The 22,816-nt window shown below is 60.1% G+C and carries 28 protein-coding genes; 25 read left to right on the forward strand and 3 right to left on the reverse strand.

Translation table 11 applies throughout. The annotated features are described in order from the left end of the window. The first annotated feature begins 13 nt into the window (after positions 1 to 13). The 25 genes from rplB (at position 14) to NF685_RS07860 (ending at position 14,724) form a co-directional block, all read left to right on the forward strand. The gene (rplB, locus tag NF685_RS07740) at positions 14 to 844 is read left to right on the forward strand and encodes a 50S ribosomal protein L2 (protein WP_222546856.1); all 831 of its coding nucleotides are present in this window, start codon (positions 14 to 16) and stop codon (positions 842 to 844) included. Between the two features lie 17 nt (positions 845 to 861). Beyond that, on the forward strand, positions 862 to 1,140 hold the full coding sequence (gene rpsS / locus NF685_RS07745; protein WP_023979000.1) for a 30S ribosomal protein S19: 279 nt from the start codon (positions 862 to 864) through the stop codon (positions 1,138 to 1,140). Between the two features lie 2 nt (positions 1,141 to 1,142). Then, positions 1,143 to 1,574 (forward strand): 50S ribosomal protein L22, encoded by a 432-nt coding sequence (rplV, locus tag NF685_RS07750; RefSeq protein WP_023978999.1) that lies wholly within the window; start codon positions 1,143 to 1,145, stop codon positions 1,572 to 1,574. A 1-nt stretch (position 1,575) separates the two neighbouring features. Then, positions 1,576 to 2,253, forward strand: a complete 678-nt coding sequence (gene rpsC / locus NF685_RS07755) for a 30S ribosomal protein S3 (protein WP_222546857.1) — start codon at positions 1,576 to 1,578, stop codon at positions 2,251 to 2,253. 47 nt (positions 2,254 to 2,300) lie between these two features. Continuing rightward, complete coding sequence (gene rplP / locus NF685_RS07760) at positions 2,301 to 2,717, forward strand: 50S ribosomal protein L16 (protein WP_023978997.1); 417 nt, start codon at positions 2,301 to 2,303, stop codon at positions 2,715 to 2,717. A gap of 2 nt (positions 2,718 to 2,719) precedes the next feature. Further along, complete coding sequence (gene rpmC, locus NF685_RS07765) at positions 2,720 to 2,953, forward strand: 50S ribosomal protein L29 (RefSeq protein ID WP_023978996.1); 234 nt, start codon at positions 2,720 to 2,722, stop codon at positions 2,951 to 2,953. A gap of 13 nt (positions 2,954 to 2,966) precedes the next feature. After that, positions 2,967 to 3,248 carry a 30S ribosomal protein S17 gene (rpsQ, locus tag NF685_RS07770; protein ID WP_023978995.1) on the forward strand — a complete coding sequence of 94 codons (282 nt, stop codon included), beginning with the start codon at positions 2,967 to 2,969 and terminating at the stop codon, positions 3,246 to 3,248. A gap of 14 nt (positions 3,249 to 3,262) precedes the next feature. Continuing rightward, positions 3,263 to 3,631, forward strand: a complete 369-nt coding sequence (gene rplN, locus NF685_RS07775) for a 50S ribosomal protein L14 (RefSeq protein WP_023978994.1) — start codon at positions 3,263 to 3,265, stop codon at positions 3,629 to 3,631. Continuing rightward, positions 3,631 to 3,951 carry a 50S ribosomal protein L24 gene (gene rplX, locus NF685_RS07780; protein ID WP_025840917.1) on the forward strand — a complete coding sequence of 107 codons (321 nt, stop codon included), beginning with the start codon at positions 3,631 to 3,633 and terminating at the stop codon, positions 3,949 to 3,951. Before rplN ends, rplX begins: the two co-directional genes overlap by 1 nt. Positions 3,952 to 3,961: 10 nt before the next feature. Then, on the forward strand, positions 3,962 to 4,528 hold the full coding sequence (rplE, locus tag NF685_RS07785) for a 50S ribosomal protein L5 (protein WP_222546858.1): 567 nt from the start codon (positions 3,962 to 3,964) through the stop codon (positions 4,526 to 4,528). A 115-nt stretch (positions 4,529 to 4,643) separates the two neighbouring features. Then, complete coding sequence (gene rpsN / locus NF685_RS07790) at positions 4,644 to 4,949, forward strand: 30S ribosomal protein S14 (RefSeq protein WP_222546859.1); 306 nt, start codon at positions 4,644 to 4,646, stop codon at positions 4,947 to 4,949. Positions 4,950 to 4,960: 11 nt separating this feature from the next. Continuing rightward, entirely contained in the window at positions 4,961 to 5,359 is a 399-nt protein-coding gene (rpsH, locus tag NF685_RS07795; protein ID WP_188426066.1) for a 30S ribosomal protein S8, read from the forward strand. Between the two features lie 10 nt (positions 5,360 to 5,369). Further along, positions 5,370 to 5,906: a 50S ribosomal protein L6 gene (rplF, locus tag NF685_RS07800; RefSeq protein ID WP_023978989.1), complete on the forward strand. Its 537-nt coding sequence runs from the start codon at positions 5,370 to 5,372 to the stop codon at positions 5,904 to 5,906. Continuing rightward, the gene (rplR, locus tag NF685_RS07805) at positions 5,906 to 6,268 is read left to right on the forward strand and encodes a 50S ribosomal protein L18 (protein WP_222546860.1); all 363 of its coding nucleotides are present in this window, start codon (positions 5,906 to 5,908) and stop codon (positions 6,266 to 6,268) included. Before rplF ends, rplR begins: the two co-directional genes overlap by 1 nt. A gap of 13 nt (positions 6,269 to 6,281) precedes the next feature. Then, positions 6,282 to 6,863: a 30S ribosomal protein S5 gene (rpsE, locus tag NF685_RS07810; protein WP_222546861.1), complete on the forward strand. Its 582-nt coding sequence runs from the start codon at positions 6,282 to 6,284 to the stop codon at positions 6,861 to 6,863. Further along, complete coding sequence (rpmD, locus tag NF685_RS07815) at positions 6,856 to 7,041, forward strand: 50S ribosomal protein L30 (protein ID WP_023978986.1); 186 nt, start codon at positions 6,856 to 6,858, stop codon at positions 7,039 to 7,041. Before rpsE ends, rpmD begins: the two co-directional genes overlap by 8 nt. A 1-nt stretch (position 7,042) precedes the next feature. Continuing rightward, entirely contained in the window at positions 7,043 to 7,528 is a 486-nt protein-coding gene (gene rplO / locus NF685_RS07820; RefSeq protein ID WP_025840909.1) for a 50S ribosomal protein L15, read from the forward strand. Between the two features lie 107 nt (positions 7,529 to 7,635). Then, positions 7,636 to 9,015: a preprotein translocase subunit SecY gene (gene secY / locus NF685_RS07825; protein WP_222546862.1), complete on the forward strand. Its 1,380-nt coding sequence runs from the start codon at positions 7,636 to 7,638 to the stop codon at positions 9,013 to 9,015. Next, positions 9,012 to 9,596 (forward strand): adenylate kinase, encoded by a 585-nt coding sequence (locus NF685_RS07830; protein ID WP_252849204.1) that lies wholly within the window; start codon positions 9,012 to 9,014, stop codon positions 9,594 to 9,596. The genes secY and NF685_RS07830 overlap by 4 nt, the downstream gene beginning before the upstream one ends. A 214-nt stretch (positions 9,597 to 9,810) precedes the next feature. Then, positions 9,811 to 10,188, forward strand: coding sequence for a 30S ribosomal protein S13 (gene rpsM, locus NF685_RS07835; RefSeq protein ID WP_222546864.1), 378 nt, complete (start codon positions 9,811 to 9,813; stop codon positions 10,186 to 10,188). 92 nt (positions 10,189 to 10,280) lie between these two features. Then, positions 10,281 to 10,673, forward strand: coding sequence for a 30S ribosomal protein S11 (gene rpsK, locus NF685_RS07840; RefSeq protein WP_025822066.1), 393 nt, complete (start codon positions 10,281 to 10,283; stop codon positions 10,671 to 10,673). A gap of 157 nt (positions 10,674 to 10,830) precedes the next feature. Next, positions 10,831 to 11,850 (forward strand): DNA-directed RNA polymerase subunit alpha, encoded by a 1,020-nt coding sequence (locus NF685_RS07845; protein WP_023978980.1) that lies wholly within the window; start codon positions 10,831 to 10,833, stop codon positions 11,848 to 11,850. A 38-nt stretch (positions 11,851 to 11,888) separates the two neighbouring features. Next, positions 11,889 to 12,314: a 50S ribosomal protein L17 gene (gene rplQ, locus NF685_RS07850; RefSeq protein WP_222546865.1), complete on the forward strand. Its 426-nt coding sequence runs from the start codon at positions 11,889 to 11,891 to the stop codon at positions 12,312 to 12,314. 355 nt (positions 12,315 to 12,669) lie between these two features. Further along, positions 12,670 to 13,983: an MFS transporter gene (locus tag NF685_RS07855; protein ID WP_222546866.1), complete on the forward strand. Its 1,314-nt coding sequence runs from the start codon at positions 12,670 to 12,672 to the stop codon at positions 13,981 to 13,983. A 567-nt stretch (positions 13,984 to 14,550) separates the two neighbouring features. Then, complete coding sequence (locus NF685_RS07860) at positions 14,551 to 14,724, forward strand: DUF1328 domain-containing protein (RefSeq protein ID WP_023978976.1); 174 nt, start codon at positions 14,551 to 14,553, stop codon at positions 14,722 to 14,724. A 97-nt stretch (positions 14,725 to 14,821) separates the two neighbouring features. Here NF685_RS07860 and NF685_RS07865 read toward each other — a convergent pair whose 3' ends face one another. The 3 genes from NF685_RS07865 to NF685_RS07875 are packed head-to-tail and all read right to left on the reverse strand — an operon-like array spanning position 14,822 to position 22,811. Further along, entirely contained in the window at positions 14,822 to 16,360 is a 1,539-nt protein-coding gene (locus tag NF685_RS07865) for an efflux transporter outer membrane subunit (RefSeq protein WP_222546867.1), read from the reverse strand. After that, complete coding sequence (locus tag NF685_RS07870) at positions 16,357 to 19,635, reverse strand: efflux RND transporter permease subunit (RefSeq protein WP_252849205.1); 3,279 nt, start codon at positions 19,633 to 19,635, stop codon at positions 16,357 to 16,359. Before NF685_RS07870 ends, NF685_RS07865 begins: the two co-directional genes overlap by 4 nt. Then, entirely contained in the window at positions 19,632 to 22,811 is a 3,180-nt protein-coding gene (locus NF685_RS07875) for an efflux RND transporter permease subunit (RefSeq protein ID WP_252849206.1), read from the reverse strand. The genes NF685_RS07870 and NF685_RS07875 overlap by 4 nt, the downstream gene beginning before the upstream one ends. Positions 22,812 to 22,816: the final 5 nt, after the last annotated feature.

The following is a 22,816-nucleotide window of genomic DNA, read 5'->3' on the forward strand; positions in this document are numbered from 1 at the left end:
GGGATAGGATACCATGGCACTCAAGCACTTTAATCCCACGACGCCGAGCACACGTGGCACGGTTCTGATCGACCGCAGCGAGCTCTACAAGGGCAAGCCGGTCAAGCAGCTGACCGAGGGTAAGAACAAGTCGGGCGGTCGTAACAACCACGGCCGTACGACGTCGCGTTTCCGTGGCGGCGGGCACAAGCAGTCCTACCGTTACGTCGACTTCAAGCGTCGCAAGTTCGATGTGGCCGGCACGGTCGAGCGTCTGGAATATGACCCGAACCGCACCGCCTTCATCGCGCTGATCAAGTATGAAGACGGCGAGCTGGCCTACATCTTGGCACCGCAGCGCGTTAAGGTTGGCGATCAAGTGATCGCTGGCGAACGCACTGACGTGAAGCCGGGCAACGCCATGCCGCTGGGCTCCATGCCCGTCGGTACGATCGTGCACAACATCGAGCTGAAGCCCGGTGCAGGCGGCAAGATCGCACGTTCGGCTGGCACCTACTGCCAGCTGGTCGGCAAGGATGCCGGTTACGCACAGATCAAGCTGCAGTCCGGTGAGCTCCGTCTCGTCCGTGGCGAATGCATGGCAACTGTTGGCGCGGTGTCGAACCCCGACAACATGAACCAGCATCTTGGCAAGGCCGGTCGTAACCGCTGGCTCGGTCGTCGTCCGCATAACCGCGGCGTCGTCATGAACCCGGTCGACCATCCGCATGGTGGTGGTGAAGGCCGTACCTCGGGTGGCCGTCATCCGGTTACCCCCTGGGGCAAGCCGACCAAGGGCTACAAGACTCGCGTTAACAAGAAGACGGACAGCCTGATCATCCGTCGCCGCAAGACCGGCAAGTAAGAAGGGGGCACACAGAGATGGCACGTTCCGTCTGGAAGGGCCCGTTCGTTGACGGGTACTTGTTCGGCAAGGCTGAAGCGTCGCGCGCTTCGGGTCGTAATGAGGTGATCAAGATCTGGTCGCGTCGTTCCACCATCCTGCCGCAGTTCGTCGGACTCACGTTCGGCGTTTATAATGGCCACAAGTTCCTGCCGGTGCAGGTGACGGAAAACATGGTCGGGCACAAGTTCGGTGAGTTCTCGCCGACACGCACGTTCCCCGGTCATGCTTCCGACAAGAAGTCGAAGCGGGGCTGATCATGAGCAAGCCGAAGCACATTCGCACACTCGCTGACACGGAAGCGCAGGCAGTTGCCCGCAACATCCGCGTCAGCCCGCGCAAGCTGAACCTGGTTGCGGCGATGATCCGCAACCAGCCGGCTGACAAGGCAATCGCAGCGCTGACGTTCTCGCGTCGCCGGATCGCTCAGCAGGTTCGCAAGACCCTCGAGAGCGCCGTGGCCAACGCAGAGAACAATCATCAGCTCGATGTCGATCAGCTCGTGGTCAAGACCGCAGAAGTTGGCAAGTCGATCGTCATGAAGCGTTTCCACGCTCGTGGCCGTGGTCGTTCCTCGCGCATCGAGAAGTTCTTCAGTCATCTGAAGATCGTCGTTGCCGAGCGCGCTGCAGACGAAGCGCCTGCGCCGAAGGGCAAGGGCAAGGACGCAGCAGAGCAGAAGGCAGCCTGATATGGGACACAAAGTCAATCCGATCGGGCTCCGGCTCGGCGTTAACCGCACCTGGGATAGCCGCTGGTACGCCAGCAACGACTATTCCCGTCTGCTGCACGAAGACCTGAAGCTGCGCGCCTACCTGCGTCGCAAGCTTTCGGGTGCAGGCGTCTCCCGCGTTGTGATCGAACGCCCGGCCAAGAAGCCGCGCGTCACGATCTATGCAGCGCGTCCGGGCGTCGTCATCGGCAAGAAGGGCCAGGACATCGATGCACTGCGCAAGGATCTGAGCCGCCTGGCGAAGACCGACGTTGCGCTGAACATCGTCGAGATCCGCAAGCCTGAAATCGATGCGACCCTGGTTGCTGAGAACATTGCGCAGCAGCTCGAGCGTCGCGTTGCTTTCCGTCGCGCCATGAAGCGTGCGGTTCAGTCCGCCATGCGTCTGGGTGCACAGGGCATTCGTATCAACTGCTCCGGCCGACTCGGTGGTGCGGAAATCGCTCGTATCGAGTGGTATCGCGAAGGCCGCGTGCCACTTCATACGTTGCGCGCCGACATCGATTACGGTACTGCGACTGCGAAGACGACCTATGGTACGTGCGGTGTGAAAGTCTGGATCTTCAAGGGTGAAATCCTTGCCCATGATCCGATGGCTCAGGACCGTCGTGCAGCGGAACAAGCGCCGCAGCGCTGAGCAGTAGATTATGACAAGCGCCGCGAGGCGCATGAGGATACGACACCATGCTTTCCCCGAAGCGGACTAAGTTTCGCAAGGCCCATAAGGGTCGCATTCATGGGTTGGCCAAGGGCGGAACGACGTTGAATTTCGGCGCGTTCGGCCTTAAGGCTCTTGAACCCGAGCGTATTACGGCACGTCAGATCGAAGCGTCACGTCGCGCGATCACACGCGCCATGAAGCGCGCTGGTCGCGTGTGGATCCGGATTTTCCCGGATCTGCCGGTTTCCACGAAGCCTGCCGAAGTCCGCATGGGCTCCGGCAAGGGCTCGCCCGAATTCTGGGTGGCCCGCGTGAAGCCCGGCCGCGTGCTGTTTGAAATCGAAGGCGTGCCGCCGGAAGTGGCACGTGAGGCCCTGGCTCTTGGCGCAGCGAAGCTGCCGATCAAGACCAAGTTCATCACCCGTATCGGGGAGGCATAAGAATGGCTGACGCTTACAAGGTAGCCGATCTTCGCGCCAAGTCCCCTGATGAACTTCAGGCCCTTCTTCTGGACCTGAAGCGTGAGCAGCTGAACCTCCGGTTCCAGGCCGCCACGGGACAGTCCGAAGGAGTCGGACGCGTTCGCGTTCTCCGTCGTGCGATTGCTCGCATCAAGACGGTAGCGCATCAATCGAAGAACAAGGCGGGCGCAAAAACGTCCGCCGCAGAGTCCTGAGAGGAGACGGACGATGCCAAGGCGCGTCCTGACAGGGCGAGTGACGAGCGACAAGATGGACAAGACGGTTACCGTTCTTGTCGATCGTCGTATCATGCACCCGCTCTATAAGAAGTTCATTCGTCGTTCCAAGAAATACGCGGCGCATGACGAGCTGAACGAGTGCAAGATCGGAGACACGGTGCGCATTGAAGAATGCGCTCCGATTTCCAAGCGCAAGACCTGGACGGTGATTACCCGTAACGGCGCGGCCCTTGAGGCAGCTGCTGCGGCACCGGCTCAGGCGTCGGCGTAAGAGGGGGCTGAGAAATGATCCATCCCGAGACCAATCTGGACGTGGCCGACAACTCCGGCGCACGTCAGGTGCAGTGCATCAAGGTACTGGGCGGTTCCAAGCGGAAGACCGCCTCGGTCGGCGACGTGATCGTCGTGTCCGTCAAGGAAGCGATTCCCCGCGGCAAGGTGAAGAAGGGTGACGTGCATCAGGCCGTCATCGTTCGCACGTCCTACCCCGTTCGTCGTGCTGACGGCAGCGCCATCCGCTTCGACAAGAATGCGGCCGTGCTGATCAACAAGTCGATGGAACCGATCGGTACGCGTATCTTTGGCCCGGTGGTTCGTGAGCTGCGTGCGCGCAAGTTCATGAAGATCATCTCCCTGGCTCCGGAGGTGCTATAATGGCTGCTCGTATCAAGAAGGGTGACCAGGTTCTGGTCCTCTCCGGCTCCTCACGCGGCACGCGTGGCGAGGTCCTGGCCGTCCTGCCGAAGGTCGAGAAGGCCATCGTGCGTGGCGTTGCTGTGGCCAAGCGTCACCAGAAGCCCACCCGTATGAATCAGGAAGGCGGTATCATCGCCAAGGAAATGCCTGTTCATCTGTCCAACCTGAAGCTCGTCGATCCGAAGAGCGGCAAGCCGACACGCGTCGGCTTCCGTCAGCTCGAGGATGGACGCAAGGTCCGTGTCGCCAAGGTGACCGGCGAAGTGATCGAAGGCTAAGGGGGCGACAATGAGCGAGACCATTACCCGCATCCAGCCGCGCCTGCAGCAGCATTACAATGACGTTCTTCGTGACAAGCTGCGTGAGCAGTTTGGCTACAAGAACGCCATGCAGGTTCCAAAGCTGGAAAAGATCGTGCTGAACATGGGCGTTGGCGAAGCCGCCGGCGACCAGAAGAAGCTCGATGCCGCCGTTGCCGAAATGGCAGCCATCTCCGGTCAGAAGCCCGTCAAGACCGTTGCCCGCAAGGCAATCGCCGGCTTCAAGATCCGCGAAGGCCTGCCGATCGGTTGTAAGGTGACCCTGCGTCGCGCACGCATGTACGAATTCCTCGATCGTCTGGTGACGATCGCGATGCCGCGCATTCGTGACTTCCGCGGTCTGCCCCCCAACAAGGGCTTTGACGGCCGTGGCAACTTCGCCATGGGCATCAAGGAACAGATCGTGTTCCCGGAAATCGACTACGACAAGATCGACTCCGTACGCGGCATGGACATCATCTTCGTCACCACGGCGAAGAGCGATGAAGAGGCAAAAGCGCTGCTCAAGGCGTTCGATCTGCCCTTCACTGCCTGATTTATCGGGTTGAGCCGGGTTTTTCCCTTTCCAAAGGGAGCCCGGCTCCCTATATACACACGCTGTTTGGAAAACCGTTGGGATTGGCCCGACAGGTTCCGGGAGAAGATTTAGCATGGCAAAAATCTCCGCCGTGAACCGCAACGCCAAGCGCGCCTACATGGCGACGCGCGATAAGGCGAAGCGGACCGCGTTGAAAGATATCATCAAGGACCGGAGCCTTCCGGTAGAGGAGCGTTTCGACGCAACCCTGAAGCTGGCAGAAATGCCGCGCAACGGGTCGCGCGTTCGTTACCGTCTGCGTTGCAAGGTTTCGGGACGTCCTCGCGCGAACTATCGCAAGTTCGAGCTGAGCCGTATCGCATTGCGCGACCTGGCCTCCACAGGTCAGATCCCCGGTATGGTCAAGTCGAGCTGGTAAGGTAGAAGCGAATGTCCCTGTCCGATCCGTTGGGTGATATGCTCACCCGCATTCGCAATGCCCAGCGTGCACGTCACGCGGCTTGCATCGCGCCGGCTTCCAAGCTGCGTGCGAACGTTCTGGAAGCGCTGCGTCGCGAAGGTTACATCCGTGGCTACACCACGGAAGAGCTGCGCGCCGGCATCTCCCAGCTGCGCATCGAACTGAAATATGCCGATGGTCAGCCCGTGATCAAGGAAATCCACCGCGTGTCCAAGCCGGGCCGTCGCGTGTATTCCAAGATCAAGGAACTGCCCCGCGTGTATGCCGGTCTCGGCGTGTCGATCCTTTCCACCCCGCGCGGTATCCTGTCGGATATCGAGGCTCGCGCCGCGAATGTCGGTGGCGAAGTCCTCTGCCGCGTCTTCTGAGGAGGATCACATGTCACGAGTAGGCAAGTATCCGGTTGTCATTCCTGCTGGCGTGGACGTGTCCATTGCTGATGGGTCGCTGACGGCCAAGGGCAAGCGCGGTTCGCTGAGCATGCCTCTGACGCGCTTCGTTCAGGCGAAGGTGGAAGACGGCAAGGTTTCGATTCTGCCGGTCGGTAACCGTTCGCGCGAGACCTGGACGATGTGGGGCACCACCCGCGCCATCGTCGCCAACCTGGTCAAGGGCGTTTCCGAGGGTTTCAGCAAGACGCTCGAAATCACCGGTACGGGTTTCCGCGCCAGCGTGCAGGGCTCCAATCTGGTGATGAACCTGGGTTATTCCCATGACGTCGTCTACCCGATCCCCGCAGACGTGAAGATCACCACGCCCCGTCCCACGGCCATCACGGTCGAAGGGAACGACAAGCAGCGTGTTGGTCAGGTTGCGCTCGACATCCGTAACTTCCGCAAGCCGGAACCCTATAAGGGCAAGGGCGTGCGTTACGAGACCGAAGTTCTCCGTCGTAAGGAAGGCAAGAAGAAATAATGGCTACGCAGCATGGATTGCAGGAACGGCGCCGTCAGCGGCTTCGCTTCCAGCTTCGCCGCAAGAGCGGTGGCCGGCCGCGTCTGTCGGTCTTCCGTTCTGGCAAGAACATCTACGCACAGGTCATCGACGACGCCCAGGGCGTTACGCTGGCCAGCGCATCCACGCTTGAGAAGTCTCTCCGTGAGACCGGCAAGACGGGTGCAAATGTCGACGCCGCTTCGGTTGTTGGCAAGCTGGTTGCCGAACGCGCTGTCGCCGCTGGTGTGACGGCGGTCGTGTTCGATCGCGGCGCGTATCTCTATCATGGTCGCGTCAAGGCGCTGGCCGAAGCTGCCCGTGAGGGCGGCCTTTCGTTCTAAGGAAGGATCACACATGGCACGTGAGCCAAGAGAAGGCGGCCGTGGTGGTCGCGAGCGGGAACGCGAAGGCGACGATCTGGTCGACAAGCTGGTAACGATCAACCGCGTGGCCAAGGTGGTCAAGGGTGGACGTCGCTTCGCTTTTGCTGCCCTGGTTGTCGTCGGTGACCAGAAGGGTCGCGTCGGGTACGGAGCGGGCAAGGCCCGTGAAGTGCCGGAAGCTATCCGCAAGGCCACCGAGCGCGCCAAGCGCACGATGATCCGCGTTCCGATGAAGGAAGGCCGCACGCTGCATCACGATTCTTTCGGGCATTTCGGTGCTGGCAAGGTCGTGGTTCGTGCAGCTGAAGCCGGTACGGGTATCATTGCAGGCGGCCCGATGCGCGCCGTTTTCGAATCGCTGGGCGTGAATGACGTTGTTGCGAAGTCCCTCGGGACCCGTAACCCGCATAACATGGTCAAGGCGACCTTCGACGCTCTCGAGCGTTGCAGCAGCCCCCGCGCTGTCGCAAGCCGCCGTGGCAAGAAGGCGTCTGAGCTGTTCGCCAAGCGCGATGCATCGTCTGACGAGGCAGTGGAGGCGACCAATGGCTGAGAACAAGACCGTTCGCGTCAAGCAGATCGCTTCGGCTATCGGGCGCAAGCCCGGCCAGGCTGAGACCCTCGTGGGTCTGGGCCTGCGCGGCATCGGCAGCGTTCGTGAACTGGAGGATACTCCTTCGGTTCGCGGCATGATCCGCAAGGTTGCCCACCTCATCCAGGTGGAGGGTTGATATGAACCTCAATGAACTGCGCGATAACGCCGGTGCGCGTTACCGCAAGAAGCGTCTGGGCCGTGGTATCGGCTCGGGCAAAGGCAAGACCTCCGGTCGTGGCGTTAAGGGTCAGAAGGCCCGTGAAGGCGTCTCGCTGAATGGCTTCGAGGGTGGTCAGCTTCCGCTGTACCGTCGTATGCCGAAGCGCGGGTTCAAGAATATTTTCCGCAAGGAATTTGCTCCTGTGAACCTGGGCGCGATCGACCGTGCACTGGCTGATGGCAAGCTTCAGGCAGATGCGACGATCACTGAAGAGACGCTGCGCGCAGCTGGTCTGGTGGGCACTGGCAAGTATGCCGGTATCCGCCTGCTGGCAAAGGGCGAGCTGACCCGTGCAGTGACCGTCGAAGTCTCCGGCGCCTCCGCAACCGCTATTGCGGCTGTCGAGAAGGCTGGTGGCTCTGTCAAGGTTGCCGCCAAGGCTGAAGCTCCGGCAGAAGCCTGATCGCCCGAAACGCTCATCGCGCACCTAGTCGTGCGCGAAGAACGACGGTAATCCTGAACAGCGTCCCGCGCCTGCGGCGACGCTGTTTTTGTTGAAAGGACCGGTGGATGGCCTCCGCAGCCGAGCAGCTTGCCGCCAATCTCAATCTGAGTTCATTTGCCAAGGCGACGGAACTCAAAAAGCGTATCTGGTTCACGCTGGGCGCGCTCATCATCTATCGTCTGGGCACCTATATTCCGGTTCCGGGCGTCGATGCGGCCGTTATGGGTCAGCTCCTGAGCCAGAATCAGGGCGGCATCATCGGCATGTTCGACATGTTCACCGGTGGTGCGCTTGGGCGTATGACTGTGTTCGCCCTGAACATCATGCCCTACATCAGCGCATCGATCATCGTGCAGCTTCTTTCGACGGCGCTTCCGTCTCTTGAGGCGCTCAAGAAGGAAGGCGACCAGGGACGCAAGAAGCTGAACGCCTATACGCGTTACCTGACTGTCGTGATTGCGCTCTTCCAGGCCTATGGCATTGCCATGGGGCTTGAACATATGACCAGCAAGACCGGTGCGCTTGCCGTTGTGGCACCCGGACCGTTTTTCATCCTGTCCTGCGTCGTGACCCTTGTGGGGGGTACGATGTTCCTCATGTGGCTGGGTGAGCAGATCACGTCACGCGGTGTGGGTAACGGGATCTCGCTGATCATCTTTGCGGGTATCGTTGCGAACCTGCCTCACGCACTCGCCAGTCTGTTCCAGCTTGGCTACACAGGCGCGCTTTCGCCGTTTTTCGTTCTGCTCTTCCTGGTTCTGGCAGGGGCGACGATCGCGTTCATCGTGTTCATGGAACAGGCGCAGCGTCGCGTGGTCATCCAGTATCCCAAGCGACAGGTCGGTAGCCGCATGTTCGGTGGCGATTCCTCGCATATGCCGCTCAAGGTCAATACGGCGGGCGTGATCCCACCCATCTTCGCATCTTCCGTTCTGTTGATCCCCGTAACGATCGCGGGCTTCATGAACGGTAAGGGTCTGCCGGGCTGGCTGAACACGCTGGGTCAGGAGCTGGGGCAGGGACAGCCGCTCTATATGCTGTTCTACGCCGCGATGATCATCTTCTTCTCCTATTTCTATGCCGCGGTAACGTTCAACCCGGAAGAGACGGCTGAGAACCTGCGCAAGCAGGGGGGATTCATTCCGGGTATTCGCCCCGGTTCGAACACGGCACGCTATCTCGATCGCATTCTGTCGCGTCTCACGACGATCGGTGCTCTCTATCTGGTCGCCGTATGTCTTCTGCCGCAGATCCTGATCAGCCGTTACAACGTGCCGTTCTATTTCGGCGGTACCAGTCTGATCATTATCGTGTCGGTCACGATCGACACCATGACGCAGGTGCAGTCGCATCTCGTGGCCCATCGCTATCAGGGGCTGATCCGTAAGCAGCGTGGTCGCGGCAACGGGAAGAACGAGGCAGGCCGAGGAGTGCGTCGTCGATGAACATCATTCTTCTTGGCCCGCCGGGTGCGGGCAAGGGAACGCAGGCGCAGATCCTTGAAAAGGAGTATGGCCTCAAGCAGATCTCGACGGGTGACATGCTGCGTGCCGAAATGGCTGCAGGCACGCCGCTCGGTCTGAATGTGAAGTCCATTGTCGAGTCCGGGCAGTTTGTGCCCGACCCGGTCATGATCGACCTGATCAAGAGCCGCACTCTTCAGCCCGACTGCGCTCATGGCTTTATTCTGGACGGGTTTCCCCGCACGGAGAGCCAGGCGGAGGCACTCGATGCCATGCTGGCCTCGCGGGGTATGAAGATCGATGCTGTTCTGCTGCTCGAGGTCGATGTCGAGCAGATCGTCGCGCGTCTTGCCGAGCGTCGTGCGCCCGATGGGTCCCGTCGGGCAGATGACGAACCGGATACGGTGCGTCGTCGTATACAGGTCTATCAGGATCAGACTGCGCCTATCCTGCCTTACTATGAGAATGCGGGGCGCCTGCGTCGCATCGATGGAATGCAGAATGTGCATCACGTGCACGAGGCAATCGTCGCGGCTCTGGGCCTGACAGAGAAAGTTGGCTGAGATCGATCACGCAAAAGTGAACGGTTTTATTTGACTCAAGGGGGGTGCTCGATATATTGCGCGCCCTCGACACAGGTGCTGTCAGTCGCGTTAATCGTCGCCCGAGAGGCGTTCGATTCTTTGGCGGATTGAACAGTTTCGATTGAACTGGCCCAGAAACTGGGTCGAAGCAAAAAGAGAGCCTGGCCTTCCGGTCAGGCAGGGAGTGAGTGGCGTGGCGCGTATTGCCGGCGTAAATATTCCGACGAACAAGCGGGTAGTCATTGCCCTGAGCTACATCTACGGCATCGGTCCGTCGACGGCGCAGGCAATCTGCTCGAAGCTTGAAATACCTGAAGCGAAGCGCGTTAACGAGCTGAGCGACGATGAGATCGTGAAGATCCGCGAGCTGATCGATGCCGATTACCGCGTCGAGGGTGATCTCCGCCGCGAAACAGCGATGAACATCAAGCGTCTCATGGACCTTGGTTGCTATCGTGGTCTGCGTCATCGCCGTGGTCTGCCGGTGCGCGGCCAGCGGACGCACACGAATGCCCGTACCCGCAAGGGCAAGGCCGTGGCGATTGCCGGTAAGAAGAAAGCTACGCGCTAATTCGCGCATCTTAGGCGGATCGTGGCGAGTGGCGGCCCTCTGGCTGTCCTCTGCCCTTCGCTCATTGCAAAGTTTGACAGGACGACTTCATCATGGCCAAGGCCGCAGCTCCGCGTATCCGTAAGAAGGAGCGCAAGAACATCATCTCCGGTGTCGCGCACGTTCTTTCGACGTTCAACAACACCATGATCACCATCTCCGACGCCCAGGGCAACTCGATTGCATGGTCTTCGGCTGGCGCACAGGGCTTCAAGGGCTCGCGCAAGTCCACGCCGTATGCCGCTCAGGTTGCTGCTGAAGACGCAGGCCGCAAGGCACGCGACCACGGCATGGAAACGCTGGAAATCGAAGTTTCGGGTCCGGGTTCGGGCCGTGAGAGCGCCCTGCGCGCCCTCCAGGCCGTCGGGTTCTCCATCACGTCGATCCGCGACATGACGCCGGTGCCGCATAACGGCTGCCGCCCGCGCAAGCGTCGTCGCGTCTGATTGGCTCCGGCCCCTGCGGGGGCCGGTTGTCTGTCACCACCCGTCCGTAGGTGGTCTCACCCGCAAGGGAAGGCCACCGGCACGTTCTGACCGCGCCACGGCGCGGTTGATGTTCCGTTGGCCCCCAGCGGGACAAGTTGTTTGAAAGGCCACGACATTGGTCCTCCAGAAGAACTGGCAGTCCCTTATCAAGCCGGAAAAGCTGGAAGTCGCGCCCGGCTCCGTGCCCACGCAGACAGCCACGGTGATCGCCGAGCCGCTGGAGCGTGGTTTTGGCATGACGCTCGGCAACGCGATCCGTCGCGTGCTGCTCTCCTCCCTACAGGGCGCCGCCGTCACCGCGATCCAGATCGACGGCGTGCTGCATGAGTTCTCGTCCGTGCCGGGCGTCCGTGAGGACGTGACGGATATCGTGCTGAACATCAAGCAGCTTGCCCTGCGCATGCATGGCGAAGGCCCCAAGCGCATGGTGCTGACGGCTACTGGCCCCGGCGAAGTGCGTGCAGGCCAGATCCAGGCCGGTCATGACATCGAGATCATGAACCCCGACCTTGTGATCTGCACGCTCGATGACGGCGTGAAGCTCGGCATGGAATTCACCGTGAACATGGGCAAGGGCTATGTTCCGGCTGCGGCCAACCGTCCGGAAGACGCACCGATCGGGCTCATCCCCATCGACGCGATCTACTCCCCGGTGCGCAAGGTGTCGTACAAGGTCGAGCCGACCCGCGTGGGTCAGGTCACCGATTATGACAAGCTTCTGCTCACGGTCGAGACGAACGGTGCGGTCACGCCGGAAGACAGCCTGGCACTGGCTGCGCGCATCCTGCAGGATCAGCTTCAGCTGTTCATCAACTTCGATGAGCCGCGTCCGGTCCGTCAGGAAGAGCCGCGTGACGATCTGCCGTTCAACCGCAACCTGCTTCGCAAGGTTGACGAGCTTGAGCTGTCGGTTCGTAGCGCCAACTGCCTGAAGAACGATAACATCGTCTATATCGGCGATCTCGTTCAGAAGTCCGAGCAGGAAATGCTGCGTACGCCGAACTTCGGTCGTAAGTCGCTGAATGAAATCAAGGAAGTCCTGACTTCCATGGGTCTGTCGCTGGGCATGAATGTTCCGGCCTGGCCTCCCGAGAACATTGAGGATCTGGCGAAGCGTCTCGACGAGACGTTCTGAGCCCTATCCGGTAGAAAGCAGAGTAAGGAAACCCGATCATGCGTCATGGTGTTGCTGGGCGTAAGCTCAACGTAACCTCGACCCACCGCGCAGCCATGTTCCGCAACATGGCCGTGGCTATCATCAAGCACGAGCAGATCACGACGACGCTGCCCAAGGCGAAGGAAATTCGCCCGATCGTCGAGAAGCTGATCACCCTCGGCAAGCGTGGCACGCTTCATGCTCGTCGTCAGGCTTTCGCCCAGCTGCGTGACGAAGCCATCGTCGCCAAGCTGTTCTCGACCGTTGCAGAGCGCTACCAGGGCCGTTCGGGTGGTTACACCCGCGTGCTGAAGGCTGGCGTGCGCTACGGCGATAACGCCGATATGGCTGTTGTCGAAATGGTCGACCGCGACGTGGACGCCAAGGGCAAGGATAGCGGCCCGGTGTTCAACCAGTCCGGTGAAGAGCCGATGGCTGCCTGATCTTTCCGGATCAGAGCCTTCAAGAAGAAGCCGGGCAGGAAACTGTCCGGCTTTTTTCATTTGTGCTTACAAAATTCTTTCAAATCGTTTAAGCAGGCGCCAAGCAATCGAATGCATCAATCCACGCGTACAAAGCGGGATTTTTGATCAGTTTCGATACCGATCCTTTCTTTTATGGGGTCGGGGGCCAGAATCGGCATCCCTCAGGGATATCCTGACGCGTTATTGCGTTGGCGGTTTCTGGCTTTTTCACCGGTCCGAGCACTCTCGTAGGACCAGTCACCATGCATCCCATGCCGCTCCGGGCAATGAGGTCCGGTACGCTCGCGTTGCGTGTAGATACAGGAGAGCTTCTTTGTCTGAGGCAAGCACAACCCAGAAACGCGGGATCGCGGAGATCCTGGGCATTCCACGGCCGCTTTTGTTCGGCTTCGTCGGTCTGCTTCTATTCATGATCGGCGACGGCGTGGAGGCGGGTTATCTCGATACCTTCATGCTCCATAACGGTCACACCCAGGGCGACGTGAACCTTCTGTTCACGACCTATGGCATCACCGTCATGATCTCCGCCTGGTTCTCGGGCCCCTTGTCCGATCTCTACGGCCCAAAGCGGGTGATGTGGATCGGGCTGATCCTCTGGTCTGTGCTCGAAGTCGGTTTGCTTGCGCTCGGTCTCGGGCCGAACAATTTCACGATGACGCTCGTCTTCTACACGTTGCGTGGCTTTGCATACCCGCTGTTTGCCTATGGCTTTCTGGTGTGGATTGCAGCGGCGACACCGACTAACATGCTCGGCTCGGCAGCAGGCTGGTTCTGGTTCTCCTTTTCTGCGGGTCTCCCGACGCTTGGCTCGCAGTTCGCACGCTACGCCATTCCTGCCATCGGTGAGCTCGCGACGTTCTGGTGCTCGCTGGGTCTTGTGATCCTTGGCGGTCTGGTTGCGCTTCTCTTCACGCATGAGCCGACCGGCAAGAAGCGTCTGCTCCCCGATCATGTCAGCACACGCGATATTTTCTTCGGTTCGATCAGCATCATGTGGCGCGAGCCCAAGACCCTGATCGCCGGTATCGTCCGCACGATCGACACATCGTCGGAGTACGCGTTTCTCGCAATCATGCCTGCCTTCTTCATCGATCATCTGGGTTTCACCCAGGGCCAGTGGCTGAACCTTCTGTCGCTCATCTTCCTGAGCAACATCCTGTTCAATCTGGTGTCGGGCATGCTGGCCGATGCGCTCGGCCATCGCTTCATCGTTTCGGTGTTCGGCGGTATCGGCGGTTTCGTTTCTATTCCGCTCTTCTATTACATTCCGGTCTGGTATCCGGGTAACTTCGCCGCTGCCGCGGCGGTCGGCATTTTCTACGGTGCGACGGTTGCTGCTTTCGTGCCGCTTTCGGGTCTGATGCCGCAGATCTGCCCCAGAGAAAAAGCTGCGGCGCTCTCCATTCTGGGTCTTGGCGCCGGTGCCAGCACCTGGGTCGGTCCGGCAATCGCCGGTATCTGCGAAAGCGTATTCGGCTTTGGTATGGAAGGCATCATCTGGGCATTTGCCCTGATCTATCTTGCAGCCGCCGGAATGACCGTCACGCTGCGCATATCCGATGAGGCCCGTCGCTACACACAGGAAGCGATTGCTCGCGGTGAAAACATGACGGCGGTTGGACACTGACGATCCACTTTCTCCTGTCACGACATGACGAGGCGCCGTTGACATCTGTCGACGGCGCCTTTCCTTTGTCTGGGTGACTGACGCTCCTTCTTTACCCCGCCAGGATGGGAAGACTTCGAGCGCTTTTCCTTCGGCGATAGTCCGGCTCTCGGCGTTGAACGCCTCGGTCCGGTCATCCTTGGGATCAAGCCCGGCACCCGCTGGGCCATCTGCGACGGGCAGCAAACCCATATCGGAACGCTGCGCATCGTCTGTGACAGCAGAGACTGGCCTCGTGTCATCACCCGCACGTTGTCTCTCGATAAACGATGCTATTGCGCGGGGGCGAGGGTTTTGAGGCCAAGTGAGGGGAGGGTGACCGTAGTCTCGCCTGTTGGCAATGCGAGCACGGACGCTATTCCCGCCGGCTGAACCGATTTAGACGGCAGAACTGTGATGCGAGGAATTTGCTATCGTGCTCTTGTTTCCTCATGCATCGTGAGCGGCTGTCTGTCACCAGAGTGACAGCAGGATGAACTTTCATTGCGACATCGCGTTGAGCCCGGACAGAACTAAAAGGGTCTCGCCATGCTAAAGCTCGCCATATTCTTCCTGATCATATCCCTGATTGCAGGACTCTTCGGATTTACCGGTATCTCGGCGGCTTCGGCGGGTATCGCCAAGATCCTGTTCTTCCTGTTCATTGCTCTGTTCGTCCTGTTTCTCGTCATCGCAGTCTTCGTCGGCAAGGCCGTGACCTGACGCTCAGGCAGATACGGAATCAAAAAGGGGAGGGCCCTGCGGCTCTCCCCTTTTTTGTTGCCTTCCGGGTTAACATGTCCCGGCATGCACCACGGTCCTATTGCCTGGTCTTCGACATGAACTCGGGCAGGAGTGGGTTGTTGGTTTGCAGCGAGGCCTTGCTTGGCAGCTGCGAGACGTCCCAGCCGCCGCCAAGAGCCACCACCAGATCGACATGGGCAATGGCCTGGCTCTGGTGAATGCCTAGAGCCTGAACCTCGTAGTTCAGGGCGTTCTGCTGGCTGGTCAGAACCGTCGTATAGGTCTGGGTGCCCGCCATATATTCGTTCAGAGAAACGCGTACCGCCTCCTGAGCCGATTTCACGGCAACATCCTGCTGGGCGAGCTGCTGCTCCAGAATGCGCAGATTGGACATGTTGTCCTCTACGCCTTGCAGCGCCGTAAGTACGGTCTGTCGGTAGGTTGCGACAGAGGCGTCGTAATCGGCCCGCGCTTCGCGTACTGCGGCGGTACGGGCACCGCCATTGAACAGGGTCTCGGTCGATGACGCGCCAAGCGACCAGAAGCGTGTGGCAGCCTGAATCAGTGTCTGGAGCGGATTGCCGCTATAGCCGTAGCTCGCACTGACCGAAATCTCGGGATAGAACGCGGCGATGTAATAGCCGATCTCGGCGTTATAGCCTTCCATGTTGCGTTCGGCTGCGGCGACGTCAGGACGGCGCTGCAGCAGGACCGACGGGATGGCCGTCGGTATGGCTGGCAAGGTCAGGGCCAGGGACCCCACAGGGATGGTGAGATCGGCCGGTGCACGTCCGATCAGCACGGCAATGGCATGTTCGTACTGGGCGCGTGTAATGCTGGCCTGTGTGGCCTGTGCCTCGGTCTGCTGAAGCTGATAACGGGCCTGCCAGAGCGAACTGGGATCCGTCACGCCGGCATCGACCTGGTTCTGCACGATGCTCAGTGCCTGACGGAAATAGCCGACATTATCCTCATAGAGCTTCTTCAGGCTGTCCTGATAGCGCAGGTTGAAATAGGCATTGGCGAGCTGGGACTGATATGAAAGCTGCGCATTGGCCAGATCGGCGGCGCTTGCCTGGGTGGCCGTCACCTGCTGCTGGATCTGGCGACGTATGCGCCCCCACACATCGAGCGTCCATGAAGCCGAAGGACCGGTATTCCAGGTGTTGACTGTGGTGGTACTCGAGTAGTTGACCACAGATCCCGAGCTGGCGCTGCGTGATCCACTGCCCTGAGCGTTACGACTGAAGCTGAACGTGCCCGAAAGCGTCGGGAAAAGCTGGGCGCGTATGGAATCGATCGTGGCTTCGGCCTTGCGGAACTGTGCCTCGTATTGCTTGACGTTCTGGTTCGAGATCGCAACCTGCGATTCAAGCCAGTTCAGCTGCGGATCGTTATAGACTTCCCACCAGGCCCCCTTGGGCGCTTCGGCAAGCTGCGGCTGGGCCACAGCCCAGCCCGGCGGTGGCTTGGGGGCCTCCTTGAAGCGGGCCGAGATTACCGCGTGAGGACGATGGTAGTTCGGCCCCACCATGAAGCATCCCGAGAGCATGGGCATGCTGCAGGCGGCGAGAAAGCAGAGACGTCTGGCGGAGCGGGACGGAGAGGAAATCATCCTTGGATCTGATCCTGATGGGGCCGGCGGAAGAACATGAAAACGGAGTGGAAAAAGCGTGACATCCTGCGTCCCATTGCATCGAGCGTCAGGAACACGGCGGGCGTGCTGTAAAGGGTGAGGGCCTGACTGACCACCAGACCGCCAAGAATGGAAATGCCCAGAGGGCGGCGCAGCTCAGCACCATAACCATTGGAAATGATAAGCGGAACAGCCCCGAGAGCCGCAGCCAGCGATGTCATGATGATCGGGCGAAAACGCAATGCGCTGGCCTGGCGTATGGCCTCTTCGGGCGTTGCACCGTCACGCTGGGCCTGCATGGCAAAATCGATCAGCATGATGGCGTTTTTCTTGACGATGCCGATCAGCAGTATGACGCCGATCATGGCGATGAGCGAAAATTCCTCACCGAAAATCTGCAGGGCGAGAATGGCGCCGACACCGGCAGAAGGCAGGGTAGAGAGGATGGTCAGCGGGTGAACGAGGCTCTCATAAAGGATGCCCAGCACGATATAGACCGCGGCAAGGGCTGCCAGGATCAGAAGCGGCTCGTCATTGACCGATTTCTGGAACAGGGCCGCATTGCCTGCAAATCCGCCCTGTATGTCGCTGGGGACATGCAGCTTGACCAGAGCAGCGTTGATTGCGGTAACCGCATCGCCAAGCGAGACGCCGGGTTTCAGATTGAAGGAAATGGTCGTGGCAACAGACTGGCCCTGATGGTTGACGCTGAGCGCCGTCGTGCCGGGAACGATATGTGACGTGAGCGAAAGCGGCACCATGGTCTCGGCGCTGGTGGTGACTGCCGCGCCGGACGAGGCATTGCTGCCACCTGCAAGGCTGTTCGCCATCTGGTTCTGGTAATTGGCGTCCGCCGTCGAGACGCTCGTGGAGGTCGTGCCAGTCGTCACGACACGGATACGGTTGGTGGCGACACTGCCTGCGGCCGTACCGCCGGCGGTACTGACCCAGACCTGCTGAAGCGTGGTCGGGTCTTTCCAGAAGCGCGGCGCGGCTTCCATGATCACGCGATACTGGTTGATGGGTTTGTAGATCACCGAAGCGGCACGCTGACCGTAGGCATCGAACAGGATGTTCGATACGAGCTGCGGTGTGATCTGAAAACGTGAGGACAGGTCGCGGTTGATTTTCACGTCAAGCGCTGCACCGCCCTCGCTGAGATCGGAAGAAACATCCATCAGGCCGGGAATTTTCTGAAAGGCTTCCACCACTTTGGGCGTGAGGGTGAAAAGCTCGTCGGCATCGGGGCCCTGAAGCGCATATTGGTATGAGGCATTGCCGCCACGCGCACCGGCACGCACGGCGCCGGGCGCCATGAAGAAAATCTCCGCCCCGACCATATGGCTGAATTTCCGCCCAAGGCGCTCGATTGTCTGGGTTACGGTGTCGTCGCGTGCCGATTTGTCCTTGAGCGACGCGAAGAGATTGGCCTGGTTCGCCTGACGTCCGCCCAGAAAGCCGACAATCGCCGCAACGTCGCGATCTTTCGAGACTGTCCTGGCTACGTCATAGGTCTTCTGGCTCATCTGGGTGAAGGATGAAGACTGATCGCCGATGATGTGGCCCATCATCATGCCCGTATCTTCATCGGGAAAGAATCCCTTGGGCATTTTGACGAAAAGCGCCCCGGCAATGACCAGCGTGAGCGGCAGGCTGAGCAGCATGAGCCAGCGATGGCGCAAAGACCAGTCCAGCGAGGCCACATAGCCATTCGTTATGCGCGTGATCTCGCGATCGACGATTATGGCAATGCGTGCGCGTTTGTGCACCGCCTTCGCAGGGCGGAGGAGCATCGCGCAGATCATGGGGGTGAGCGAAAGAGACAGGATCATCGAGATCACCAGCGTGATCGAGATGGTCATGGCAAATTCGTGAAACAGCCGTCCCGCAATGCCGCCCAGAAGTATGATCGGCACGAAAACAGCAATCAGGGACAGGGTGATAGAGACCACGGTAAACGCGACCTCGCCCGATCCGATCAGTGCAGCCTTGAGCGGGGACAGACCCTCTTCCAGATAGCGTGTGATGTTTTCCAGCACGACAATGGCGTCATCGACAACGAAGCCGGTCGAGATGGTCAGCGCCATGAGCGACATGTTGTCGAGCTGATAGCCAAGAAGCTTCATCACCGCGAACGTGGCGATAATGGAAGTGGGCACCACAATGGCGGGCACGAGTATGGCTGGCGCCGATTGCAGGAACACCAGCACGACAAGCACGACCAGAACCACGGCGAGAATGAGGGTAAGCTTGGTGTCGTCCAGTGCGGCGCGTATGGTCGTGGAGCGGTCGACGGCGATATGCAGATCGATATCGGGGGGCAGGGCCGCGCGTATGAGCGGCAGGCGCGCCTTGATTTCATCCGTGGTCTTGACCACGTTTGCGCCCGCCTGGGCAAAAACCAGCCCGACTACGGCGCGCTGGCCGTTATAGACCCCGAGCGTACGCAGGTTTTCCACACTGTCATTGATTTCGGCCACGCTCGACAGGCGCACCGGGCGACCGTTGCGATAGGCGACAATCAGATCGCGATAGGCCTGGGCCTTTTCGGCCTGGTCGTTCGTGTCCAGCGTGAAGCGGTAGCCGCCCTGATCGATAAACCCCTTGGGTGTATGGGCATTGGCCGAGGCAAGTGCTGCACGTACGTCTTCGAAGCCGATACCGAATTTGTAAAGCAGGAGCGGATTGACCTCGACACGGACGGCAGGCAGCGCACCGCCGCCGACTTCCACCTCGCCCACGCCCTGAACCTGACTGAGCTGCTGCTGCAGGACGTTCGTCGCCTCGTCGTACAGCATGGCCGGTGTCTTGGTCGGCGACGTCAGCGCCATGACCAGAATGGGCGCACCGTTCGGATTGGCCTTCTGATAACTGGGATTGGTGCGCAGCGTGGTAGGCAGATCGGCGCGGGCCGCCTGAAGCGCGGCTTCGACATCGCGTGCAGCGCCGTTGATATCGCGCGACAGATCGAACTGCAGGATGATGCGCGCCTGGTTGACCATGGATTGCGAGGTCATTTCGGTCAGGCCGGCAATGGCGCCCAGATGCCGCTCCAGAGGGGCTGCAATGGTGCTGGCAATCTCGGTGGGTGATCCGCCCGATTGCTGGGCCTGCACCATGATGACCGGCATATCCACATTGGGCAGATCGGCCACGGGCAGCATGGTATAGGCCAGAAGTCCGGCGATCAGCATTGCTGCGGTCAGAAGCGATGTGGCGACCGGCCGCAGAATGAAGGGGCGTGTGATGTTCACTCGCCACCCTGTTCGGCAAGGCGTTCAGACATCGAACGCAGCCCGAAGCGGCGACGTGTGGCAGCCGCAATACGATCCATGAGCAGATAGATGACAGGGGTGGTGAACAGGGTAAGCAACTGGGAAAGCAGCAGGCCGCCCACAATGGACACGCCCAGAGGACGACGCAGCTCCGAGCCAACGCCGTGGCCGAGCATCAGCGGCAGAGCCCCGAAGAAGGCTGCAAGGGTGGTCATCAGGATCGGGCGAAAACGCAGCAGCGCTGCACGGCGTATGGCATCGAAAGGAGAAAGCCCATCCAGACGTTCTGCCTCAAGCGCGAAGTCGATCATCATGATGGCGTTTTTCTTTACGATGCCGATCAGCAGCACGATGCCGATAATGCCCATGACATCCAGATCCATGCCGCAAAGCGAAAGCGCAAGCAGCGCACCGATGGCGGCAGAGGGCAGGGTGGAGAGAATGGTGATCGGGTGGATGAAGCTCTCATAGAGCACACCCAGCACGATATAGACGGCCACGAGCGCCGCGATCACCAGATAGAGTTCATTGCTGAGCGAGGACCGGAACGCAGCAGCCGTACCCTGGAACGCCGTCTGGAACGCGGGCGGCAGACCGATGCTCGATGCGGCATGGTCGATGGCGTTCGTTGCGGCACCGAGGGAATAGCCATCGGCCACGTTGAACGACACGGTGGTCGCCGGGAACTGGCCGAAATGCGTGATCAGCAGCGGGGCGAGCCCCTTGGTAATTGTCGTCACCTGATGCAGGGGCACAAGGCCGGAGGTGGGCAGGCGCGTCGGGCCGGTCGAGCTCTGTCCGGCTTCGCTGGAAATACCGGGCAGATAGAGCTGGTTCAGGCTTGCCAGATCGTGCTGGAAGCGTGGCTCGGTTTCCAGGATCACGCGATACTGGTTGGACTGTGTGTAGATGGTCGAGATCTGGCGCTGGCCGTAGCTGTCATAAAGCAGGTTATCGATGGTCTGCGGCGTGATGGAGTAGCGCGCGCCATTGGTGCGATCGAGATCGACATGGGCAACCAGCCCTTCGGCCTGAAGATCGGACGTGACATCAGAGAGGGCGGGTTCCTGCTGCAGGGCAGTAAGCAGCTTGGGCACCCAGGTCTTGAACGTGTCGTAATCGGGGTTTTCGAGCAGGAACTGGTACTGTGTGGCCGAGACCGTTGAATCGAGCGACAGATCCTGCACGGGCTGAAGGAACAGTCGCGCACCGGGTGTCGAGCTTCCCCGCTCTGCAAGCCGCCTGAGAATGGCGGAGAGGCTGCTCGTGCGTTGTTCCAGAGGTTTGAGATTGATCAGCATACGCCCGACATTGAGCGTCATGTTCTGCCCGTCGATACCGACGAAGCTGGACACGCTGGCCACATCGGGGTCTTCGAGCACGGCGGCGATAACCGCCTCCTGATGCTTTTTCATGCTGTCGAACGAGATGGCCTGCGCCATTTCGGTAATGCCCTGCACCAAACCCGTATCCTGTCGGGGGAAGAACCCTTTGGGGATGATCACGGCCAGGAACACGGTCAGCACGAAGGTGCCCAGTGCGACGAGCAGGGTTGCGGTCTGATGACGCAGCACGAAATCGAGCCAGCGTGCATAGGTCGCGATCATGCGGTCGATGGCCTTGCCGACGCGGGCCGCCACACGCTGGAAACGCGTGGTGGCGTGTTCGTCATGCACGCGTTCGCTCAGCAGGCGGGCACACATCATGGGCACCAGCGTGATGGAGACAATGGCCGAAATCACGATGGTAATGGCCAGCGTCATGGCAAATTCGTGGAAGAGACGACCGACCACATCGCTCATGAACAGCAGCGGGATCAGCACGGCAATCAGCGAGACCGTCAGCGAGATGATAGTAAAGCCGATCTCCTGCGAGCCCTTGACGGCTGCCGTGTAGCGGTCTTCGCCCATTTCGATATAGCGCGCGATATTCTCGATCACCACGATGGCGTCATCGACCACGAAGCCCGTCGCAATGGTGAGGGCCATGAGCGAGAGGTTGTCGAGCGAGAAATCGAGCAGATACATCACCGCCAGCGTGCCAATGAGCGAGAGCGGCACGCTCAGGCTCGGTATGATGGTGGCAGGCACATTGAACAGGAACACGAAGATCACGGCCACCACGAGCAGCATGGCCATGGCAAGCTCGAACTCCACATCGGCCACCGAGGCGCGAATGGTGGTGGTGCGATCGGTGAGTGGGGTGATCTCGATGCCGGGCGGAAGGGTCTTGCGTAGCTGAGGCAGCACGGCCAGCACGTTATCGACCACCGAAATCACATTGGCGCCGGGCTGGCGCTGGACGTTCAGGATCAGTGCGGGCGTCTTGTCCGACCAGGCGGCAAGCTGGTCGTTTTCAGGCCCCTGTACCACGGTGCCGACATCGCGCAGGCGGATCGGGCCGTTGTTCTGATAGGCAATGATCTGGTTCATCAGCTGGTCGACGGAGGAAATCTGTCCGTCGATACGCAGGGTGGTCGAACGATGCGGCCCGTCGAATGTGCCGGTGGGGGAGTTGATATTGACCGTGCCGATGGTGGTACGCACCGTATCGATGGCGATACCGTAGGAGGTCAGTTTGGGGATGTTGATCCGAACGCGTATGGCCTTGCGGTTGCCGCCCGACAGGGTGACTAGCCCCACGCCCGAAATCTGGCTGACACGCTGCTGCAGGCGCGTATTCACGAAATCCTGCACCTCGGTCAGAGGCAGGGTGCGTGAGGTGATACCCAGGGTGAGCACAGGCGTATCGGCCGGATTGACCTTGGCATAGATCGGCGGCGCCGGAAGATCGGTGGGCAGAAGCGAGTTTGACTGGTTGATGGCTGCCTGAACTTCCTGCTCGGCAATATCCATCGACATATCGAGCCCGAAGCGCAGCGTGATGACCGAAGCGCCGCCCGATGACTGCGATGTCATCTGGTCGAGGCCGGGCATCTGGCCGAGCTGCGTTTCGAGCGGTGCTGTGACCGAGGTCGCCATCACGTCCGGGCCTGCGCCCGGATAGAAGGTCGAAACCGTGATCGTCGGATACTCCACCTGGGGCAGGGCCGAGATCGGCAGGAAGTGATAGCCGAGCAGACCGGTCAGCATGATCGCCAGCATCAGAAGCGATGTGGCGACCGGACGATCGATGAAGAGACGAGAAGGATTCATGGGCG

This window comes from Asaia lannensis NBRC 102526, from assembly GCF_024054035.1.
In the GTDB taxonomy this organism is placed as follows: Bacteria; Pseudomonadota; Alphaproteobacteria; order Acetobacterales; family Acetobacteraceae; genus Asaia; species Asaia lannensis.

What these genes read in the sequence shown, in the direction of transcription:
- rplB (WP_222546856.1), top strand. Translation starts at nt 14, where the DNA reads ATGGCACTCAAGCACTTTAATCCCACGACGCCGAGCACACGTGGCACG.
- rpsS (WP_023979000.1), top strand. Translation starts at nt 862, where the DNA reads ATGGCACGTTCCGTCTGGAAGGGCCCGTTCGTTGACGGGTACTTGTTC.
- rplV (WP_023978999.1), top strand. Translation starts at nt 1,143, where the DNA reads ATGAGCAAGCCGAAGCACATTCGCACACTCGCTGACACGGAAGCGCAG.
- rpsC (WP_222546857.1), top strand. Translation starts at nt 1,576, where the DNA reads ATGGGACACAAAGTCAATCCGATCGGGCTCCGGCTCGGCGTTAACCGC.
- rplP (WP_023978997.1), top strand. Translation starts at nt 2,301, where the DNA reads ATGCTTTCCCCGAAGCGGACTAAGTTTCGCAAGGCCCATAAGGGTCGC.
- rpmC (WP_023978996.1), top strand. Translation starts at nt 2,720, where the DNA reads ATGGCTGACGCTTACAAGGTAGCCGATCTTCGCGCCAAGTCCCCTGAT.
- rpsQ (WP_023978995.1), top strand. Translation starts at nt 2,967, where the DNA reads ATGCCAAGGCGCGTCCTGACAGGGCGAGTGACGAGCGACAAGATGGAC.
- rplN (WP_023978994.1), top strand. Translation starts at nt 3,263, where the DNA reads ATGATCCATCCCGAGACCAATCTGGACGTGGCCGACAACTCCGGCGCA.
- rplX (WP_025840917.1), top strand. Translation starts at nt 3,631, where the DNA reads ATGGCTGCTCGTATCAAGAAGGGTGACCAGGTTCTGGTCCTCTCCGGC.
- rplE (WP_222546858.1), top strand. Translation starts at nt 3,962, where the DNA reads ATGAGCGAGACCATTACCCGCATCCAGCCGCGCCTGCAGCAGCATTAC.
- rpsN (WP_222546859.1), top strand. Translation starts at nt 4,644, where the DNA reads ATGGCAAAAATCTCCGCCGTGAACCGCAACGCCAAGCGCGCCTACATG.
- rpsH (WP_188426066.1), top strand. Translation starts at nt 4,961, where the DNA reads ATGTCCCTGTCCGATCCGTTGGGTGATATGCTCACCCGCATTCGCAAT.
- rplF (WP_023978989.1), top strand. Translation starts at nt 5,370, where the DNA reads ATGTCACGAGTAGGCAAGTATCCGGTTGTCATTCCTGCTGGCGTGGAC.
- rplR (WP_222546860.1), top strand. Translation starts at nt 5,906, where the DNA reads ATGGCTACGCAGCATGGATTGCAGGAACGGCGCCGTCAGCGGCTTCGC.
- rpsE (WP_222546861.1), top strand. Translation starts at nt 6,282, where the DNA reads ATGGCACGTGAGCCAAGAGAAGGCGGCCGTGGTGGTCGCGAGCGGGAA.
- rpmD (WP_023978986.1), top strand. Translation starts at nt 6,856, where the DNA reads ATGGCTGAGAACAAGACCGTTCGCGTCAAGCAGATCGCTTCGGCTATC.
- rplO (WP_025840909.1), top strand. Translation starts at nt 7,043, where the DNA reads ATGAACCTCAATGAACTGCGCGATAACGCCGGTGCGCGTTACCGCAAG.
- secY (WP_222546862.1), top strand. Translation starts at nt 7,636, where the DNA reads ATGGCCTCCGCAGCCGAGCAGCTTGCCGCCAATCTCAATCTGAGTTCA.
- NF685_RS07830 (WP_252849204.1), top strand. Translation starts at nt 9,012, where the DNA reads ATGAACATCATTCTTCTTGGCCCGCCGGGTGCGGGCAAGGGAACGCAG.
- rpsK (WP_025822066.1), top strand. Translation starts at nt 10,281, where the DNA reads ATGGCCAAGGCCGCAGCTCCGCGTATCCGTAAGAAGGAGCGCAAGAAC.
- rplQ (WP_222546865.1), top strand. Translation starts at nt 11,889, where the DNA reads ATGCGTCATGGTGTTGCTGGGCGTAAGCTCAACGTAACCTCGACCCAC.
- NF685_RS07860 (WP_023978976.1), top strand. Translation starts at nt 14,551, where the DNA reads ATGCTAAAGCTCGCCATATTCTTCCTGATCATATCCCTGATTGCAGGA.
- NF685_RS07865 (WP_222546867.1), bottom strand. Translation starts at nt 16,360, where the DNA reads ATGATTTCCTCTCCGTCCCGCTCCGCCAGACGTCTCTGCTTTCTCGCC.
- NF685_RS07875 (WP_252849206.1), bottom strand. Translation starts at nt 22,811, where the DNA reads ATGAATCCTTCTCGTCTCTTCATCGATCGTCCGGTCGCCACATCGCTT.